Here is a 20,878-nt window from a genome sequence, read left to right as displayed (position 1 = left end):
AGATTAAATGTTTAATATCAAGATGTTTAAATTATAAGGATAATGGTTAAGTAAAACACACCAATTTTTTAAAATTATAAAATAAGTTGATTGTATAAATTAAAAAGATGTTCAAAATGAATTATTATACTTAATTATTTTCCTAAAAATTGGGAAGCCTTCATTGTTTTTTTAAAATTTCAAAAATATATCTAATCATAGATGGAATGTATTCCATAAAATAATATGTTACTAGAAATACAATTATTGCTAAAATAAATCTTTTAATATCTTGTTGTTCCTCTATATCCATCAGTAAGCGCCTCTCTAATATCTCCTACGTTTTCCCAAGCAGCAACAAGAAAAGCAGGACCAATCCAACCTCCCTCAACATTAACTTGTTCTTGACTACGTATAATTTTACACAACTACGCGAATATTCTTTAATATTTGATATTATTTATAATAGCCAAAAAATCTCTGTGTATCAAATACACAGAGATTTTTAACTATTCGTTAGATATTAATTTTTAGTGAATGAAACTTCCTCCAAATGCAACCGTTACATCTTTATTGAATCTGTCTCCTACATTTAAACCATTACCTATATGATTTGTAACAGCTGAAGTAAGTCCAGCAAGAAGAGTTCCTATTCCCCAAACTGCAAAGATTGCTTCTCCCCCCTCAGTTTTAACTTGTTCTTGAATAGTTAATTCTTGTAAATTTAAATTTTCTAAATTTTTCATTTTTAATAATTTTAGATTGTTTTAATGAAGCCGTTTTTCAACTTCTTTAACGAAATTATTCAAGTTATTTTTCTTTAACAAGAATTAAGTACTTAAGATCGGTTATTTTTAAATTAAACTATTAATTAATTAATAATAAAGGTGTTATATGTGTTAAATAATTGTTATGTGTTAAATGTTATAAATAGATAACTGATAGTTTTTAGATTATAATCTAGAGGGAAAGGATAAGTAGCTTTTTCAAAAATTTTACATATATATCACCAAGCTAGAAATTTAAAAACTGCTAGTTGGTAATTAATTCTTTATTATAATTAAAGTTATATATTTTGAATTTTTAGAATACATGGCATATATAAAAAAAGCGTCTCATTTGAGACGCTTTTTTTATTGTTATTTCTGAACCAAGATTAAATATTCCCAAGGTTTTAATTTAAGTTTTGTTTTTGGATCTAATTTTACTTCTTTATTGTTCATAAAGTTTTTGTAAATACCAGAAACAGGAACAGTCACTTCTTTTTCTGCTTTCGTTAAGTTAGCAATAAAATAAGCTTCTGTAGCATTCTTTTTACGTTTAAAAGCTAGAACAGATTTATCATCAGATGTTTTAAGACGCTCATAAGAACCAGCTTTTTTAGCTCCGTTAAAAGCTTCGTTTGTAATTTTTAATTCACCTAATTTCTCATAAACACCACGCATTTTTGCATTTGGATTACGATCTATAGAATCTTTTACAAAGAACTTTAAACGACGATTAAAATCTTCTTCTTGTCCGTTATAAATTAAAGGAATTCCAGGTAATGCATAAGATAAAGCGGCAAATGTTTCTACAGCATCTCCCATTCTTTCGTATTCAGAACCTGACCAAGAGTTTTCATCATGATTAGATGTAAAAATCATTTTATAATCATCTGCTTGCCATTTCTTAGGAATAGAATCCATATACGTGTCAATAGCAGAAACATTCTTTTTACCTTTTGCAACATCATTCATAATATGGTGCAATTCCCAAGCATAAGCTGCATCAAGAGCATTTACTAATAAATCTGCATTTTCTGTTTCTCCTAACATGAAAATCTCACGACCATTTGCTAACTGAGGTTTTGCTTCTTCCCAGAAATCTGTCGGAACTTCATGTGCCATATCACAACGGAATCCATCGATTTTAAAATCATCTAACCAATATTTCATGTCAGCAATCATTTGCTTACGCATTTCTTTATTGTTAAAGTCTAGCGCAACAACATCTGTCCAATCATATGGAGATTGTAATTTTCCTGTTTTATCTTTTTCGTACCATTCTGGGTGTTGTTTTACCCATGGGTGATCCCAAGCAGTATGGTTAGCAACCCAATCTAAAACGACATATATACCATTTTTATGAGCTTCTGCAATTAAAGCTTTTAAATCTTCTGCAGTTCCAAATTCTGGATTTATTCCTCTATAATCTTTAATAGAGTAATAAGAACCTAAACCTTCTTTTCTGTTTTCTTCTCCAATTGGATAAATTGGCATTAACCATAATATTTTAACTCCTAATTTTTTAATATTAGGAATTTCTTTTGTTACAGCTGCAAATGTACCTTCAGGCGAAAATTGACGAATGTTTACTTCATACAATACAGCATTTTCTGCCATATCTGCTGTATAAGGAGTTATAATACCATCTTGAGAAGTTTCTTGTTTATCAGCAACTTTTTCTTCTTTTTTAGAATTACAACTCGTTAAAATTAATGCAGTTGCAAAACTTAATCCGATTATTTTTTTTATCATTCTTATATTTTTTAAGTGATTTTAATTAAAAATGTACTAAAAGTTATTGTTTTACTTTTTCTAATAAAACAATATCAGAATTTGTATCCATTACAACATATCCATCTTTTACAACAGCTGTTGTTCCTGTATAGAAATCTCTCACTTTTGTTCCATCTTTCCATAAATTACTTACAGTTATCATCTTTTGTGGACGGAAATAACTTAAAGCAATAATTACTTCATCATTCTCATATTTTCTATGAAAAATATAAGGATCATTCTGTAAATCTGTATGTTTACCAGCTCCAACAGCAGGATGATTTCTTCTGAACTGACCTAATTTTTGAAAGTGAAGAAGTAGTGCTTTTTTATCAGCATTATTTTCTATTTCATCCCAATTCATAAACGAGCGTAAATTAGCATCACCATCTGCACCATCAATTTCTAATGGACGAGAAGATTCGTCACCATAATAAACTTGAGAAATACCAGGTGTTAATAATAATCTTGTTCCTGCATCCCAAGTGTTCTTTCTATTCTTATCAAAAGGTGAGCCATCGTCATGAGAGGTAATGTAGTTCAATACCGATTTACCTTTCATCTCATTTTGTAAGATATCGTTGTAACGATTGAAAACTTGTTGAGATGTCTCTTTTTGTGTAGAACGTAAATCAAAATTAATTAAAGTATCAAATCCATTTTCGAAATAATTAACTTTTTTATCTGGAAATGGAAACTCTTGTGCATCATTTATAGTATAATTATAAACTTCTCCAATTAGATAAAAATTATTCTGATCTAAAATTTTTGTTGGATGATTTGCTTTGTATTCTGCAAAAGCATCTTGACAGATTTCTGCAAATTTTTTCCAAACCTCTTCCTCCGTATGTTTTACTGTATCTACACGGTAACCATCAATTCCATATTTTCTGATATAATCAGATAACCATTTCATGATGTAATATTTCGGAGCTTTCGGAAGATTATATTTCGCAAAAAAGGCATTTAATTCTACAACTTCTTTATCTAAACGACCTTCTTTCGACCATTTTGCTAAAAGTTGAGGAGGAAGCATAACATCACTTTCAGATTCTGTTAGAATATCTGGAAGATTAGCTACCAATGTACATTCTACAGTTGTTTTATACGAATCGTAATTACATTGTGGTGATACGCGAACCCAATCTGCAGGAAAAACACCATCTTCTTTTGTTGCTGGCCCTGTGTGATTGATAACAGCATCCAACATAATGCGGATTCCTTTTGCGTGAGCTTTATCGACTAATTCTTGTAAGTCTTTTTCAGAACCCCAATTTTTATCAATAGATGACCAATCTTTTGTCCAATATCCATGAAAACCATAAGTAGCACCTTGACCTTCATTTACAGCACCATGAATTTGCTCTACGATTGGCGTCATCCAAATAGCATTAATTCCTAAATCCGAAAAATAATTATCTTCAACTTTATTTATAATACCACGTAAATCTCCACCTTCAAAACCTCTTAATTTTGCAGATTTTTCTGTTCTTCCGTAATTAACATCATTTGTTTTATCTCCGTTATTAAAACGGTCTGTTAATAAGAAATAAACATTTGCTCCTTCCCAAACAAAAGATTGTTTTTGGTTTTCTTGAGCGCCTTCAACTACTGTTTTTGAACAAGATGATAAGAACAAACTTGCACATCCTATTGTGAAAAGTATTTTTTTCATATTCCGTTATACGTTTTTTGTTCTACGCTCTAAGTTAAAACTTAAAACGTAGAACTTATTACTTAAAACTTACTTAACTTCTTTAATGCTAATTGCAAAACCTCCACCAGCAGCCGATGTTAAATCTAAAGTAGATTTAGCAGTTACTTTCTTCGTTTCTATTTTGTAAGATTGTGGATTTGTTTTATAATGAGCATCTTTTCCATCTGCATAGATTGTTGCTTCGTATTTTTTTCCTTTCTCTAAGAAATCTAATTTAATTTTAGTTGTGCGAGGTGTTACACCGTTCACATTACCAACAAACCAATTGTTAGAGTTTTTGTCTTTACGTGCAACAGTTAAATATTTTCCTGGCTCAGCTTCTAAGTATTTACTGTCTTGCCAATCTACAGGAACGTCTTTAATGAATTGGAATGCATCTGGAAATCTTTTGTAGTTCTCAATAATATCAGCAGCCATTTGTAATGGAGAATACATTGTTAAGTATAATGCCAATTGGTTTACTAATGTAGAATTTACATGAGATTCGTTATTTGGATTCATTTTCTTAATGTCCATTTCGAAAATACCAGGCGTATAATCCATTGGTCCACCTAATAAGCGAGTAAATGGTAAGATTGTTACGTGATTTGGCTTTGATCCACCAAATGCTTGGTACTCTGTTCCACGAGCAGATTCGTTTCCAATAAGGTTTGGCCATGTACGTGCAACTCCTGTAGGACGAACAGCTTCATGTGCATTCACCATAATTTTATACTCAGCAGCTTTTTCTAATGCATATTGGTAATGGTTAACAACATTTTGACTGTAATGATAATCTCCACGAGGAACAATATCACCTACATATCCACTTTTTACAGCATTGTAACCATTGTCTTGCATAAATTGGTAAGCTTTATCTAAATGTCTTTCGTAATTACGAATAGCACCTGAAGTTTCATGATGCATAACGATTTTTACACCTTTAGATTTTGCATAAGCATGTAATTCTTTTACATCAAAATCTGGGTATGGTGTTACAAAGTCAAAAACATAATCTTTGTGATTTCCGAACCAATCTTCCCAACCTTCATTCCAACCTTCAACTAAAACAGCGTCAAATCCATTTTCTGCAGCAAAGTCGATGTATTCTTTTACATGTTTTGTATTGGCAGCATGTTTACCATTTGGTTTAGCTTTAGCATAATTAGAAACACCTAATTCTACTGTAGAGAAATCATCTGTATATGCCCAAGAACCTCTTCCTGTAATCATTTCCCACCAAACACCAATGTACTTAACTGGCTTAATCCAAGATGTATCTTTAATTTTAGATGGCTCGTTTAAGTTATATGTCATTTTAGATGCCACAACATCTCTAGCATCATCACTTGCGATTACAGTACGCCAAGGTGTATTGAAAGGTGCTTGTAAATAACCTTTATCTCCTAATGCATCTGGAGTTAACCAAGATTCGAAAACTAAATTTTTATCATCTAAATTTAAACTCATTGCAGGATAATTAATCAATGCAGCTTCGTGTAAATTGATGTATAATCCGTTCGAAGATTTCATCATTAAAGCAGTCTGAACACCTGTCTTAGAAAAAGCTTTTTGAGAAGCATTTCCAATATAAGCTTTGTCAAATAAACCTCTAATTTCTGATAATTTAGATTCTGTATAATCGTATTCTTGTGTGTCATAATCTCCAGGAATCCAGAATGCAGTATGATCTCCTGCCATTGCAAACTGAGAATGCTCTTCTTTTATGACAAAATATTTAAGATTTTTTTGCTCAGGAAATTCGTAACGGAACCCTAGTCCATCATTAAACATTCTGAAACGAATAATCATTTTACGATCTGTTTTTGGCTGAGAAATAGTAACAGCTAACTCGTTAAAGTTATTACGTATTTTACTCACTTCTCCCCAAACTGGTGCCCATGTTTCGTCGAACGTTGAAGTTTTTGTATCAATGATTTTAAATCCTGATAAGAAATTAGCTAAATCTTTGGCTTTATCAGCTTCTGATTTATCATTCCATTCAAAACTTTTTTGGTTCAAATTTGTTTTAAATTCAAAACCTAAATGACTTGGCTTAATAATTTCTTTTCCTTTATAATTTAACTGATAAGTTGGTTGCCCATCTTTCGATAAAGAAAAATCCATTACAAAATCTCCATTAGGAGATTTTAATTCTTGTCCATAAGCAATATTCATCATTGCAATTCCTAAACCTAGTATAAACTTGAAGTTTTTCATTATTGTTATGTTTTGTGACTTTTATTTTATTATTTAATTGGAACTATTGAAATTGCTGTTCCTCCACCAGCTGCTAAATCTAATTTTAGTGTTGATTTGGCATCTACTTTTATCTTTTTAATTTGATATGCTTTTGGATTCTTTTCCCAATGAGCATCTTTCGCATCAGCATATACAATTGCTTCATACTTAACTCCAGGAGTTAAGAAATCTAATTTTATTGATGATTTTCTCGCATTTTCATTCGTAATTGCACCAATAAACCAATTTTGAGTTCCTTTTGCTTTTCTCGCAACAGTTAAATACTCTCCTGGTTCAGCTTCTAAATATTTACTATCGTCCCAATCTAAAGCAACATCTTTTATAAATTGAAATGCATCTGCATAACGTTCATAATTTTCTGGTAAATCTGCTGCCATTTGTAAAGGCGAATAAATAGTTACATACAATGCCAATTGTTTTGCTAAAGTAGTATGTACTTGTTCTTTTTTATTCGGATCATAATGCGACATTTTTATTTCGAAAATACCAGGCGTATAATCCATTGGTCCACCTAACATTCTCATGAAAGGTAGAATTGTTTCGTGAGCAGGAGGATTTCCATAACTCCATGCATTAAACTCATTTCCACGTGCGGCTTCTGCTGCAATATAATTTGGGTAAGTTCTTTGATATCCTGTTGGACGGTGACTTTCGTGTGAGTTTAATAAGATTTTATTTTCTGCAAAACGTTCTGCTGTCCAATTAAAATGGTTAACCATTCTTTGACCATCATGAAATTCGCCTCTTGGAATAATTCTTCCAACGTAACCAGTTTTAACAGCTGGATAATTGTATTTTTTCATCACTTCCATTGCACGATCAAAGCGGCGTTCGTAGTTAGAAACAGAACCAGAAGTTTCATGATGCATAATCATACTTACATTTTTACCTTTTGCATAATCAGCGATAGATTTAATATCGAAATCATCGTAAGGTGTTGTAAAATCGAAAACTTCATCTTTCCAATTACCAGCCCAATCTTCCCAACCAGTATTCCATCCTTCAACTAAAACACCATTAAACCCGTTTTTAGCAGCAAAATCAATGTAACGTTTTGTGTTTTGTGTTGTTGCTCCATGAGGGAATTTAATAGCTTCTTGTCCTAATTGGTTTTGTGCATTCTGAGATCCTTTTCTATCCCATGTAGAAACACCCACATGCATTTCCCACCAAATACCAACATATTTCATTGGTTTAATCCAAGAAGTATCTTTTATTTTTGATGGTTCATTAAGATTTAAAATCATTTGAGGACCTTGACTTACAATATTTCTAGCATCATCTGATACCATTATTGTACGCCATGGCGTATTGAAAGGAGTTTGTAAAAAAGCTACATCACCAACTGCACTTGGTGCAAGAATAGACTCAAATTGATACGTTGATTTGTTAGTTGCCAAATGCATTACAGGATAATTAACAACGGCAGCTTCAAAAATATTTAAATAAATATTATCTGCAGTTTTCATTTGTAATGGCGTTTGTACAGCATCAGGTTTTGCAATTGACTTAAGAGAAATACCATTTCCCATATCAATTAAACTGTGATCAATTCCTGAAATTTTTGTTTTTGTATACACATATTCTTGAGAATCATAATCTGCTGGTAACCAAAAAGCAGTATGATCTCCTGTTAAATTGAATTGTGTTTTTTCTGCTGTAATACTAAAATGATTTAGTTTTTCTTGCTGAGGTATTTCGTATCTAAATGCAACACCTCCATCAAAAACTTTAAATGTTACATTAATTTGACGGTTTGTTGCAGGCTGAATTAATTCAATTTTTCCTTCGTTATGAAGATCTTGTATATTTTTATATTCTCCTAAAACTGGTTGCCAAGTATCATTAACAGATTTTGTTGTATAGTTAACCACTTTAAATCCGTTGTCTAATGCTTCTTTATCTCTTAATGTAATTCCAAGTGTAGATGGTTTTACAATTTCTTTTCCCTTGTAGGTTACAGAATAAGATGGTTGTCCATTTTTAGTTAATTCGAAATTTACCTTAACTTCTTTTGATGGTGACTCTATTGTTTGTGCATGAAGTAGTCCTAATGCAAACAAAGTAAATATAGTTGTTGTTAATTTTTTCATGGCTTATTTTTTTAATTCAATAATCATTGATGTTTTACCTTCAATAGTAACTTCTCCTGATTGACTAATTGAAAGATTTTTGTCTGAAATGATATCTTTTCCAGATGTAAATCCATTTAATGCCTCAGCAAAACGATTCAATTTAATTGTTTGTTTTTCTGGATTAGCATTAATAATTACCATAACAGATTCGTTATCATTGTATCTAAAATAAACATAAACGTTATTTTGTGGAATGAAATGTTTTGTTTTTCCTGAATGAATTACCTCTTTATTTTTTCTCCAATTAAATAATTTTGCTGTAAAATCATGAAATTGTTTTTGTTCTGCAGTTCTTCCGTTATCTGTAAATGCATTTTGTTTGTCAGCTTTCCATCCACCAGGAAAATCCTGACGAATAGCTGCATCACCTTTACTTTTATCACCACGCATACCAATTTCAGTTCCATAATATACTTGTGGAATTCCGCGAACTGTAGAAATTAAAGCTAATCCTAACTTGTATTCGTTTACATTACCATTTGTAATTTCATTAAAACGCTCTGTATCGTGGTTTTCCATGAAAACAAACATATTGTTCACATTTGGATACAAGAAATCGTTCGTGAAATTATCATATATTCTAATCATTCCTTTGTCCCAAGATTCCTCTTCAGAAACTGCTTTTGGAATTGCATTGTACAAAGGGAAATCCATTACAGATGGTAAATAAGAGTTGTAATTGTCTATTTCTGCAATTTTAGAGTCCTTTTGCCAATAAGAAATATGAGCAGGAGAATGCATCCAAGCTTCACCAACAACATTAAATTTTGGATATTCGTCTGTAATTGCTTTCACCCATTTAGCCATTCCTTCTTTGTCATTATATGGATATGTATCCACGCGCATTCCTCCAAGTTCAGCGTATTCTATCCACCAAATAGCATTTTGTGTAAGATATTTTAATACCAATGGATTGGCTTGATTCATGTCTGGCATTGTACTATCAAACCAACCATCTAATGCTTCTTTTTTATCAATTTCTGATACATTAGAATCAAATTGTGCTGTTGTACGGTAATTAGAACGTTTAAATCCTTTTTCTCCACCATCAGGAAATTGATGAATCCAATCTGCAGCTGGTAAATCTTGGATTAACCAATGTAATGATCCCCAATGATTCGTTACATAATCCTGAATTAACATCATTCCGCGTTTATTCAATTCACGAGATAATTCACGGTACTCTTCATTTGTACCATAACGCGCATCAATCTTGTATAAATCTGTTTGTGCATAACCATGGTAAGAATGTTGCTTTTGGTTGTCTTCGTTAACAGGAGTTAACCAAACAGCTGTTGCACCTAAATCTTGTATGTAATTAATGTTATTAATTATACCACGTAAATCTCCTCCATGACGACCATCTGGTACTTGTCTGTTCGCTTTATCTGTTAATTCTTTTTTAGAATCGTTGCTCTCGTCTCCGTTTGCAAAACGATCTGGCATAATTAAATAAACAATATCTTTTGATGTGAAAGAATTACGATTCGCAGAATTAGTTTCACGATTTTTTAATTCGTATGTGTAAGAATCAACAATTTTGTTTTTCTTTTTAATGTTAATTTTAAATGAAGATTTATTCACCTCATTTGTATTAACTGTTACAAAAACATAGTTTGGATTCTCCGTTTTCTGAATATCTTTTATTTTGATATTATCAGACAATTCGACATTATATTTGCTAATATCTTTTCCGTAAACTAAGATTTGGATTTCAGGATTTTTCATTCCTTTCCACCAAAACATAGGTTCTACTTTTTGAATTTGAGCAAAAGCAAAAGATGAAAGTAAGGTTGCTGCTAGAAGTAATTTTCTCATGTGTTTTTAAATTTTGAGTTTTAAGTTTTGAGGATGAGCTTTAAGTTTAATTTCTCATTACTCATCAATTATTACTCATTTATATAAAAAAACACCTCGAAAGCAGAAACCTTCAAGGTGCTTCTTATTTTTTATTAAATAGAAGGTTGTACAGTAACTTTCTCATCAAAAACATAAACCTCTAATGGTTCAGTTCCTTCTAATTCGAAAGTTGTACCTTCTTTATTTACTATAACTTTTAGAATTTGATGACGGAAATTAACTTTGAATGTAAACTCCTCCCATTGTTCTGGAAGACGTGGTTCAAAATATAATGTATCATTTTTAATACGCATTCCTCCAAATCCTTCTACAATAGACATCCATGTTCCTGCCATTGATGTAATGTGTAATCCTTCGTGAACTTCTTTATTATAATCATCTAAATCTAAACGAGAAGTTCTTAAGTAGAATGTGTAAGCTTGTTCCATACGACCTAATGTTGCCGCTTGTATTGAGTGAACACAAGGAGACAAAGAAGATTCGTGAACTGTTAATGGCTCATAAAAATCGAAATGTTTTTCTAATTCTTCTTTAGAAAATTGATCTTCGAAATAATAAAAAGCTTGTAACGTATCGGCTTGTTTAATGTAAGCTGAACGTAAGATTCTATCCCAAGACCATTTTTGGTTAATAGGACGATCTTTTTTACTTAATTCAGAAACAGGCGTTAAATCTTTGTCTAAGAAACCATCTTGTTGTAAGTATACTCCATGCTCTTTACTGTAAGGAAAATAAATATTAGAAGCAACCTCTTTCATATCAGCTAGTTCTACTTCTGTAATATCTGTTTTCTTAACTATTCTAACAAAATCTTCTGAATTATTATATTTTACATGGTCTATTTGCTCTAAAGCATAATTCATACACCATTGTGCACAATAAGAAGTATGGAAATTATTGTTTACGTTGTTTTCGTACTCATTTGGTCCTGTAACACCTAACATTACATATTGTTTTTTGTCACTAGACCAGTTGAAACGTTGTTTCCAAAAACGAGCAATTCCTAATAATACTTCTAAACCAGCTTCTGGAATGTATGATTGATCTCCTGTAAAACGAGTATAATTAAAAATAGCAAAAGCGATTGCTGCATTACGGTGAATTTCTTCAAATGTAATCTCCCATTCGTTGTGACATTCTTCTCCGTTCATTGTTACCATTGGATACAAAGCAGCACCATCTGTAAAACCAAGTTTTTCAGCGTTTTCTATTGCTTTATCTAATTGATTGTAACGGTACATTAGTAAGTTACGAGCAACTTCTTGATTTTTTGTTGCCATGTAAAATGGTAAACAATAGGCTTCTGTATCCCAATAAGTAGACCCTCCGTATTTTTCTCCAGTAAATCCTTTTGGACCAATATTTAAACGAGCATCTTTACCAGAATAAGTTTGGTTTAATTGGAAAATATTAAAACGAATTCCTTGTTGTGCTTTTACATCACCTTCTATTGTGATATCTGCCATTTCCCATGTTCTTGCCCAAGCAGCTTTTTGGTTTGTTAACAATTGTTCATAACCAATTTCGTTCGCTTGTGCTAATACATTTTCAGCAGCATTAATTAATTCATTTTCTTCGTGATTTGTAGAAACTACATATCCTCCAAATTTTTGAATAGTTGCTACTTCATTTGCTTTTACATTTAACTCATAAGTAAACTCAACTTTCCATTCTGTTTTTGTTTGTGCAGATGGAGAAATAGTTTGCTTTACATTATTTACAGAAAAAGAATTTTCCATAAATGTAACCACATTAAAATGTGTTTTGAATGTACGAGCTTGTACAAAAGCTTGTTCACCTTTTATTTCTGTTGTAATTGGCTCCCAGAAAATTTCTTCCCAGTTCGCATCTTCATTTTTTACACCAGCATCTACAAAAGATTTGTAAACAATTTTTGCATCACCATTCAATGGTTTAATATCATATTTTATAGCACCTAATTCATCTAAATCAGCAGCTAAAAAACGACGAACATTAACTTCAATTTCTAAACCAGAAGGTAAAATAGCAGTAAAAGAACGATCTAATAAACCTTCTTTCATGTTTAATTCACGACGAAAGTTTTTAACTTCTTTACACGTATTTAAATCTAATTGCTCACCATTAATTTCGATGTTAATTCCAATCCAAACAGGTGCATTTAATACTTTTGCAAAATATTCTGGATATCCATTTTTCCACCAACCAACTTTTGTTTTATCTGGGTAATAAACTCCAGCAATGTAACTTCCTTGAAAAGTATCGCCAGAATAAAATTCTTCGAAATTAGCACGTTGTCCCATTGCTCCATTTCCAATTGAGAATAAACTCTCAGAAGATTTTACACGATCTTTTTCAAATCCTTCCTCAATAATTGACCATGCATTTGGGATGATATAATCTTGATTCATTTTATTAAAATATTGTATTGATGTTTTTTACTTATTGATTAATTCATTCAGAAAATCTTCTGTGATTTCTGTAAAGTTGTTGAAATTGTATTTTGCTTCATTTAAAACAGAAGCCTCTCCAATTCCAATGCTTGTCATTCCAGCAATGTTTGCTGCTTCAATTCCAGCAACAGAATCTTCGAAAACAATTGAGTTTTCTGCGGATTGATTTGCTTTTTTTGCTCCTACTAAAAATACTTCTGGATCTGGTTTTGCGTTTGTAACGTCATTACCATCAACGATATCATCGAAGTAGTGAAGGATATTTACTTTTTCTAAAATTGGACGAGCATTTTTAGAAGCAGAACCTAAGATAATAGGTTGGTTATTTGCTTTTAAGAAATCTAAAACTTTCATAACTCCAGGAAGAATTTCTGAATCGTCCATTTTATCTATATAAACTAAATAATCTTCGTTTTTCTTAATTAATAATTCATTTTTCTTTTCCTCAGTGATTTCAACATTTTCACCTAAACCAAGAATAATTTCTAATGAACGAACACGAGAAACACCTTTTAATAGTTCGTTATCTTCGTGTGTGAAGTTTATTCCTAAAGAATTGGCTACTTTTTGCCAAGCTAAGAAATGGTATTTTGCAGTGTCTACAATTACACCATCTAAATCAAATATAAATGCTTTTGTTTTCAAAATAAGTTATGCTTTTGTTGGTTCATCCACATCAGTTACTCTTGTTACAAAAAGAGCTGCAACAATTAATGAGACACCGCTCATTACAATAGCAAAAATAGGATTACCATTATAGAAATATTTTACAATTGGACCACCAAGTAAGGCGTTTACAATTTGTGGCATACAAATAAAGAAATTGAAAATTCCCATATATACACCCATTTTTTTTGATGGAATTGCACCAGCTAATATTGCATAAGGCATAGATAAAATACTTGCCCAAGCAATTCCGACACCAATCATAGAAACGATTAATAATTTCGGATCACTGATAAAATAAATAGAAATTAATCCTAATCCACCAGCTAATAAAGAAATTGTATGTGTTGTTTTTCTACCCAATTTTAATGCAATTGCTGGTAAGAAAAATGCAAATATTGCAGAAACTCCATTATAAACACCGAAAATAATTCCAACCCAATCACCTGCTTTTTGGTAAGTAGCAGAATGTGTGTCGGTAAGCGATAAGCCATAAACATGATGTGCAATTGCTGGTGTAGCAAATACCCACATACCGAATAAAGCAAACCAAGTAAAGAATTGAACTAATCCTAATTGTTTCATTGTTTTTGGCATATTACCAAAATCTACAAGAATCTGAGAAAGGTTAGTTTTATCTTCTTGTACAGGAGTTTTATCTTCTGCTTTATCAAATGCTTCTAATTCTTGTGGAGAATATTCTTTTGTAGACAGAATAGTAATGCCGACAGTTATTATTATGGCTATAGCGCCAATAATAAATGATAATATTATATGAAATGGAATTTCACCATCTCCTGCTGTACTAGATACATTTAACCAATTGTTTAAAATGTAAGGTAACCAAGAACCAACCACAGCACCTAAACCAATGATAACTGTTTGCACAGAATATCCTAAAGTTCTTTGGTCAGACGGAAGCATATCTGCAACAAAAGCACGCATAGGCTCCATTGCAATATTAAATGATGCATCCATAATCATTAAGAATCCGGCTCCCATCCACAATGCTGGCATAAGTGCTGTAAAAGCACCTGCTTGTGGCATAAGAATTAATCCTATTGAAGCAAGTAATGCTCCTACTAAAAAGTAAGGTTTTCTTCGTCCAAAACGAGACCATGTATTATCAGAATAGTGTCCAATAATAGGTTGAACAATCAATCCCATTAATGGAGCTACAATCCAAAACCAAGATAACTCGTGTACATCTGCACCAAATGAGCTAAGTATTCTACTTGCGTTTGCATTTTGCAAAGCAAATCCCATTTGTACACCTAAATATCCAAAACTCAAGTTCCAGATTTCCCAGAAACTTAATCTACGCTTTTCCATTATCGTAATTATAATTAATTATTTACGATAAGCGTTTCAGCTTATCAAAACTATATTTTCGTTTTTTGAGAAGTAAAAATATGCTTTGATTTGGTTACAATGTTAAAACTTTTTTTTGGTATTATTGCTACAAAAACAACAATTTAACCTAAAAAACCTTACTAAATCGTTGTAGTTTCTCGGTGTAATAATTCTGTACTTATAACTTCTGTAATGTAATGTTCGTTCTCGTGTTCAGATTCTAATTTTTGTATTAAAAGCTTAGCAGCAATCTCTCCCATTTTAAAAGCATTTTGCTTAATAGTAGAAATACTAGGAATAGAATTTTTTGAGATTACACCATCTGTAAAAGCAATGATATTTAAATCTTCGGGAACTTTTAATCCTCTTTTTAAAGCTGTCTTTAAAACATTTACTGCATAAAGCTCATTTACTGCCATAACAGCATTAAATTCATTTTTTTCGAAGAATTCTTCAATTACAGTATCAATATTTGTTTCGTCTTCAATTCTAAGAATTAGATTTTCGTCAACATCAATTCCATTCGCTTCCAAAGTTCTCATATAACCTTCGGTTCTTAAGCGCCCAACACTGATGTAATCTGGTGTTGTAATGAATCCAATTTTCCTTTTTCCTTTGCTTATAAAATATTGAATTGCTTCTTGTGTAGCAAGTACATCATCAATAATTACTTTATCTGTGTAAACTTCACGTGTAACACGATCAAACATTACAACCGGCATTCCTTGATTAATGATTTCTTTTATATGGTGATAATCCTTTTTTGCTTGTGTTTCTTTCGCTAAAGACATGATAAAACCGTCTATACTACCAGAAGCAAGCATCTCCATGTTGATAACTTCTCGTTCGTATGATTCGTTTGATAAACAAATTAAAACGTTGTAACCGTATTGATTTGCAAGGTTTTCAACCCCACTAATTACCATAGCGAAAAAATCGTGAACTATTTCGGGAATAATCACCGCAATTGTTTTCGTTTTTCTATTTTTAAGACTTAGAGCAATATTATTTGGTTTGTAGTTGTATAATTTTGCAAACGCCTGAATTTTTTTTCTCGTAGCCTCACTAATTTCTTCGCTGTCTTTTAAAGCTTTAGAAACTGTTGATATAGAGACATCTAATTCTTTGGCGATTTGTTTTAACGTTAAATTCTTTTTCATAATATATAATCTACTTTAACCATTTTAGGTAGAATACTAATTTCCGCATTTTTTATTAAAAATTAACAACTGTTAGGTAATAAATTAATTATTTATTAACACGAAAACGTTTTCGTTTCATTAATCGGTGTACGCTATACACAATCAATCAATTAAACATCTTACATTTGGGATTGAGAAGTAAAAATATAAATTAAAATTAACGAAACAAAACGTGAAAATATATGAGGATTTTAAAACAATCTCTTCTTGCATTAGTTTTATCTAGCCCTGCTATCTTATCTGCACAAACTGCAGTTAAAGGTACAGTTTACGATAGTACAAATAATGCAGTGTTAGCTGGTGCTGATGTTATGAACATCACATCAGGTGAATCTACAGTTTCTGATGAACAAGGTAACTTTACATTAGAAGCGACTGATGGTGATATTATTACAATTAGTTATTTTGGTTTTGATGATCAGGAGTTCACTTACGCTGGTCAAACTCAATTGCAATTTCGCATGGCGAATTCAACAGCAACTTTAAAAGAAGTTGTTGTAATTGGTTATGGTGTAGCTAAAAAATCTGATATAACAGGATCTGTAAATAAAATTGGAGAAGAAGACTTTAATAAAGGGTCTATAACTTCTGCACAAGAATTAATAACTGGTAAAGTAGCTGGTGTAAATGTAACATCTGGTGGAGGGGCACCGGGTGAAGGGCAAAATATTATCATTCGTGGTAATAGTTCATTATCATTATCATCTCAGCCATTATATGTTGTAGATGGTATTGCATTATCTGAAAATAATATTGGAGGATCTCGTAACCCATTAGATTTCTTAAATCCGAATGATATCGAGTCGATGACAATCTTAAAAGATGCTTCTGCAACTGCTATTTACGGTTCTCGTGCGGCGAATGGTGTAATCTTGGTTACAACTAAAAAAGGTAAAGGGAAAAAATTCAAATACAATTATAATGCAACAACATCTATCTATGATCCGATTAAGAATATAGATATGATGAGTGCTGATCAGTTCCGTACATTAGTTAATCAAGTAGGAACACCTGCTCAGATTGCACAATTAGGTACGGCAAACACAAATTGGCAAAATGAGATTTATAAAACAGCAGTAGGAATTGATCACAATTTTAGTGCTACAGGAAATTTAGGAGGATTTATGCCATCTCGTTTCTCTATTTCTCACACAGATCAAGATGGTATTTTGAGAGGTGATAACCTTCAACGTACAACATTATCTGCTAATTTAAATCCATCATTTTTTGATGATCATTTAAAAATTGAAGTGAATGCACGTGGATCTTACATTGAAAATACTTTTGCTAATAAAGGTGCAATTGGAGCAGCTTTAGAATTTGATCCTACACAAAGTGTATATTCAGGTAATCCTGGAAATTCTCTTACATCTTGGCAAGGATACACTGTCGTTAATATAGCAGATGGTAAAGGAGGATTCAGAAAACATAATTTAGCACCAAACAATCCTGTTGCTTTATTAAATGAGTATTCTGATACATCAGAAGTTAGACGTTTTGTAGTTAATGGAAAAGCTGATTATAAATTACATTTCTTCCCAGACATTACTGCAACAGTTAACGTAGGTTATGATATTAGTAACTCAAATGGAAGAAAAATTTCTAATTATGCGTTGCCAAGTCAACTTGAAGGTTGGAATGGACAAAGAGATTCTTATAATCAAGAATTAACAAATAAGTTATTTAACTTCTATTTAAATTATAATAAATCAATTGGTTTACATAATATTAATGCTGTAGTTGGATATGAATATCAAAAATTTGATGTTAATAAGTATGACTATAATGGATTAACTACCATAGGTAATTATGATCCATTTCAAAGTACATTATTGTCTTACTTTGGACGTGTAAATTATAACTATGATAATCGTTACGTATTAACAGCTACACTTAGAGCAGATTCATCATCTAAATTAAATCCAGATGATCGCCTAGGATTATTCCCATCTGCTGCAGTTGCATGGAACATTTCAAACGAAGAATTTTTAAAAGGATCTACTACTGTTAGTGATTTAAAATTACGTTTTGGATACGGACAAGTAGGAAATGTTAATAGTTTGAGAGATTATCTGTTTTTAACACGATATACAGCTAGTTTAGCAACAGCACAATACCAATTTGGAAACGATTTCTATACGACATACAGACCAGACGCAATTAATAGAAATATTAAATGGGAGGTAACGAATACATTAAATGTTGGTCTTGATTATGGATTCTTTAATAATAGATTATTTGGTAGTATAGAATATTACCAAAGAGAAACAAAAGATCTTATTGCACAAGTATTCGTAGATCCATTTACAAACTTCTCTAACAAATTAGATAAGAATATTGGAGATATGCAAAACCGAGGAATCGAGTTTAGTGTAAATGCTATTCCTGTTAAAACAAAAGATTTTAAATGGACTGTAGGTTACAACATTGCATACAACAAGAATAAAATTGTAAACCTAACAAATGATAATATTGTTGGTGGAATTGATGGAGGAACTGGTACAAACGTACAAATTCATAAAGAAGGTTTACCAGCTTACAGTTTCTGGGTTTATAAACAAATCTATGATGCAAACGGAAAACCAATTGAAGGTGCTTTTGAAGACTTAAATGGAGATGGTGTTATCAACGAAAATGATAAGTACGCAAAAGAAAGTCCATTTGCAGATATCACAATGGGTGTTTATACAAACATTACATATAAAAACTGGGATTTTGCAGTATCTGGACGTGCAAGTTTAGGAAATTACGTTTACAACAATGCAGCATCTTCTAAAGGATATGTAGCAAAAGCAACAGGAAATGGACAAGGATTCTTATCTAATGTACATACAGATTACTTCAGAACAGGTTTTTCTAACATCACAAATGAAAACTTATTAAGTGATCATTATGTAGAAGATGGATCATTCTTCCGTATTGATAATATTACATTAGGATACACAATTCCACAAGCTGTAAAAGGAATGGATTTGAGAATGTACGGAGCAGTACAAAATGTTGCTTTATTTACGAACTATAGAGGTGTTGATCCAGAGGTTTTTCAAGGAATTGATAATAACTTCTACCCAAGACCAAGAACATTCGTATTTGGTTTAAATGTTAATTTTTAAAATTATCACAAAATGAAATTTACAAAACTTAAAATATCAAAATTATTATTAATTGGATTCTTATCATTATCAACTTTTTCTTGTCATGATGATTTAGATTTAAGTCCAGTTGATCCCGATGTAATTTCAGAAAACCAAGTGTTCTCTGATCCAGCACAAGCTAAAAATGCTTTAGCAAAATTATATGCTGCTTTAGCCCTTACAGGACAAGCTGGTCCTGATGGTCAACCTGATATTACAGGAATAGATGAAGGAGCATCACAATTTTCTCGTATGTTATTTACATTAAACGAATTTACAACAGATGAAGCTATTGTAAGTTGGGGAGATGCTGGTATACCTAATATGCATGCGATGAGCTGGGGAGCAAGTAATCCTTTTATCGAAGGAATGTATTTCCGTTTAGCACAAACAGTATCTTTTACAAACTCTTTCATTACAAATGCTGCACCTTTAGCAGGATCTAATGAGGAAGTGAAAAAATATGTTGCAGAAGCACGTTGGATAAGAGCATACGCTTACTACAATTTATTAGATTTATTTGCAAATGTTCCTTTGGTAACAGAAGTTACAACAGCTTTACCAACACAAAGTAATCGTCAAGAGATTTATACGTTTGTAGAAAGTGAATTAAAAGCCTTAGAAAATGATTTAGCAGCAGCAAGATCAAATGAATACGGACGTGTAGATAAGGTTGCAGCTTATGCATTATTATCTCGTTTATATTTAAATGCTGAGATTTGGGTAAACCAAAACAAATATACAGACGCTGCTAACTATGCTAAATTAGCAATAGAATCTGGTTATGTATTAAATACGACAGATGTTAACGGTAATGGTTCTGCTTATGACGAATTATTCTTAGCTGATAACAATAGCAATGGAGCACAAAATGAATTTATTTTTGCTTTAAACTTTGACGGAAACTATTCTCGTAGTTATGGAGGAACAACATTTTTAGTTAAAGGAGCAATTGGAGGGCAAATGGTTCCTTCTGAGTCTGGTGTAAATGGAGGATGGGGAGGACCTCGTACTACAAAAGCATTGGTAAGTAAATTTGATGCGTCTATTACACAAAGAGATGGAAGTAACAATCCAATCGCTTGGGGAGATAAACGTGCCATGTTCTTTACAGCGGGACAAACATACGAGATTCAGGACGTAGGTGTTTTCGCAGAAGGATATGCTGTGAGAAAATTCTCTAACAAAACTTCTACAGGAGGAAATGGAACTGATGCAACATTAGAATTTGTTGATACAGATTTACCAATTATTCGTGTTGCAGAAATGTATTTAAATTATGCTGAAGCTGCTTTACGTGGTGGAGGTGATACAGGTTTAGCTCTTACTTACATTAATAAATTAAGAGAAAGAGGTTATGGAAATACTTCTGGTAATGTAACATCTATTAACTTAGATTTTGTTTTAGACGAAAGATCAAGAGAGTTATATTGGGAAGGAACAAGAAGAACAGATTTAATTCGTTTTAATCGATTTACATCTAACTACAACTGGCCATTTAAAGGTGGTGTAGCTGGAGGAACTAATGTAGAAGGTCATCGTAATTTATTCCCATTACCATTTAATGCGATTGCGATTAATCCAAACTTAAAACAAAATACAGGTTACTAAAATCTAGT

13 protein-coding genes are annotated in these 20,878 nt (G+C 31.8%); 2 read left to right on the top strand and 11 right to left on the bottom strand.

Going from position 1 to position 20,878, the window contains the following annotated elements:
- Positions 1–263: 263 nt before the first annotated feature.
- From BUA86_RS16095 to BUA86_RS01610, 11 genes are all read right to left on the bottom strand, one after another.
- The gene (locus BUA86_RS16095) at positions 264–407 is read right to left on the bottom strand and encodes a hypothetical protein (protein WP_178300386.1); all 144 of its coding nucleotides are present in this window, start codon (positions 405–407) and stop codon (positions 264–266) included.
- Between the two features lie 102 nt (positions 408–509).
- Positions 510–725 (bottom strand): hypothetical protein, encoded by a 216-nt coding sequence (locus BUA86_RS01655; protein ID WP_072929238.1) that lies wholly within the window; start codon positions 723–725, stop codon positions 510–512.
- A 393-nt stretch (positions 726–1,118) separates the two neighbouring features.
- On the bottom strand, positions 1,119–2,498 hold the full coding sequence (locus BUA86_RS01650) for an alpha-amylase family glycosyl hydrolase (protein ID WP_072929236.1): 1,380 nt from the start codon (positions 2,496–2,498) through the stop codon (positions 1,119–1,121).
- A gap of 43 nt (positions 2,499–2,541) precedes the next feature.
- Positions 2,542–4,194: an alpha-amylase family glycosyl hydrolase gene (locus tag BUA86_RS01645; protein ID WP_072929234.1), complete on the bottom strand. Its 1,653-nt coding sequence runs from the start codon at positions 4,192–4,194 to the stop codon at positions 2,542–2,544.
- Between the two features lie 69 nt (positions 4,195–4,263).
- The gene (locus BUA86_RS01640; RefSeq protein WP_072929229.1) at positions 4,264–6,435 is read right to left on the bottom strand and encodes a glycoside hydrolase family 97 protein; all 2,172 of its coding nucleotides are present in this window, start codon (positions 6,433–6,435) and stop codon (positions 4,264–4,266) included.
- A 29-nt stretch (positions 6,436–6,464) separates the two neighbouring features.
- Complete coding sequence (locus tag BUA86_RS01635; protein ID WP_072929227.1) at positions 6,465–8,570, bottom strand: glycoside hydrolase family 97 protein; 2,106 nt, start codon at positions 8,568–8,570, stop codon at positions 6,465–6,467.
- Positions 8,571–8,573: 3 nt separating this feature from the next.
- The gene (locus BUA86_RS01630) at positions 8,574–10,430 is read right to left on the bottom strand and encodes a glycoside hydrolase family 13 protein (protein ID WP_072929226.1); all 1,857 of its coding nucleotides are present in this window, start codon (positions 10,428–10,430) and stop codon (positions 8,574–8,576) included.
- Positions 10,431–10,564: 134 nt separating this feature from the next.
- Positions 10,565–12,862 (bottom strand): glycoside hydrolase family 65 protein, encoded by a 2,298-nt coding sequence (locus tag BUA86_RS01625; protein ID WP_072929224.1) that lies wholly within the window; start codon positions 12,860–12,862, stop codon positions 10,565–10,567.
- Between the two features lie 27 nt (positions 12,863–12,889).
- On the bottom strand, positions 12,890–13,549 hold the full coding sequence (pgmB, locus tag BUA86_RS01620; RefSeq protein ID WP_072929222.1) for a beta-phosphoglucomutase: 660 nt from the start codon (positions 13,547–13,549) through the stop codon (positions 12,890–12,892).
- 6 nt (positions 13,550–13,555) lie between these two features.
- Entirely contained in the window at positions 13,556–14,902 is a 1,347-nt protein-coding gene (locus BUA86_RS01615) for an MFS transporter (protein ID WP_072929220.1), read from the bottom strand.
- A gap of 161 nt (positions 14,903–15,063) precedes the next feature.
- Positions 15,064–16,083 carry a LacI family DNA-binding transcriptional regulator gene (locus tag BUA86_RS01610; RefSeq protein WP_072929217.1) on the bottom strand — a complete coding sequence of 340 codons (1,020 nt, stop codon included), beginning with the start codon at positions 16,081–16,083 and terminating at the stop codon, positions 15,064–15,066.
- Between the two features lie 224 nt (positions 16,084–16,307).
- Between BUA86_RS01610 and BUA86_RS01605 the strand changes: the two genes are divergently transcribed.
- A complete protein-coding gene (locus BUA86_RS01605; RefSeq protein WP_072929215.1) occupies positions 16,308–19,238 on the top strand; it encodes a SusC/RagA family TonB-linked outer membrane protein in 2,931 nt (976 codons plus the stop codon).
- A 12-nt stretch (positions 19,239–19,250) separates the two neighbouring features.
- Positions 19,251–20,870 (top strand): RagB/SusD family nutrient uptake outer membrane protein, encoded by a 1,620-nt coding sequence (locus BUA86_RS01600; protein WP_072929213.1) that lies wholly within the window; start codon positions 19,251–19,253, stop codon positions 20,868–20,870.
- Positions 20,871–20,878 lie beyond the last annotated feature (8 nt).

This window comes from Chishuiella changwenlii, assembly GCF_900142565.1.
GTDB classification, from domain to species: Bacteria; Bacteroidota; Bacteroidia; order Flavobacteriales; family Weeksellaceae; genus Empedobacter; species Empedobacter changwenlii.
The sequence above is the reverse complement of the archived record's forward strand: the minus strand, read 5'-3'. Positions and strand labels throughout refer to the sequence as shown.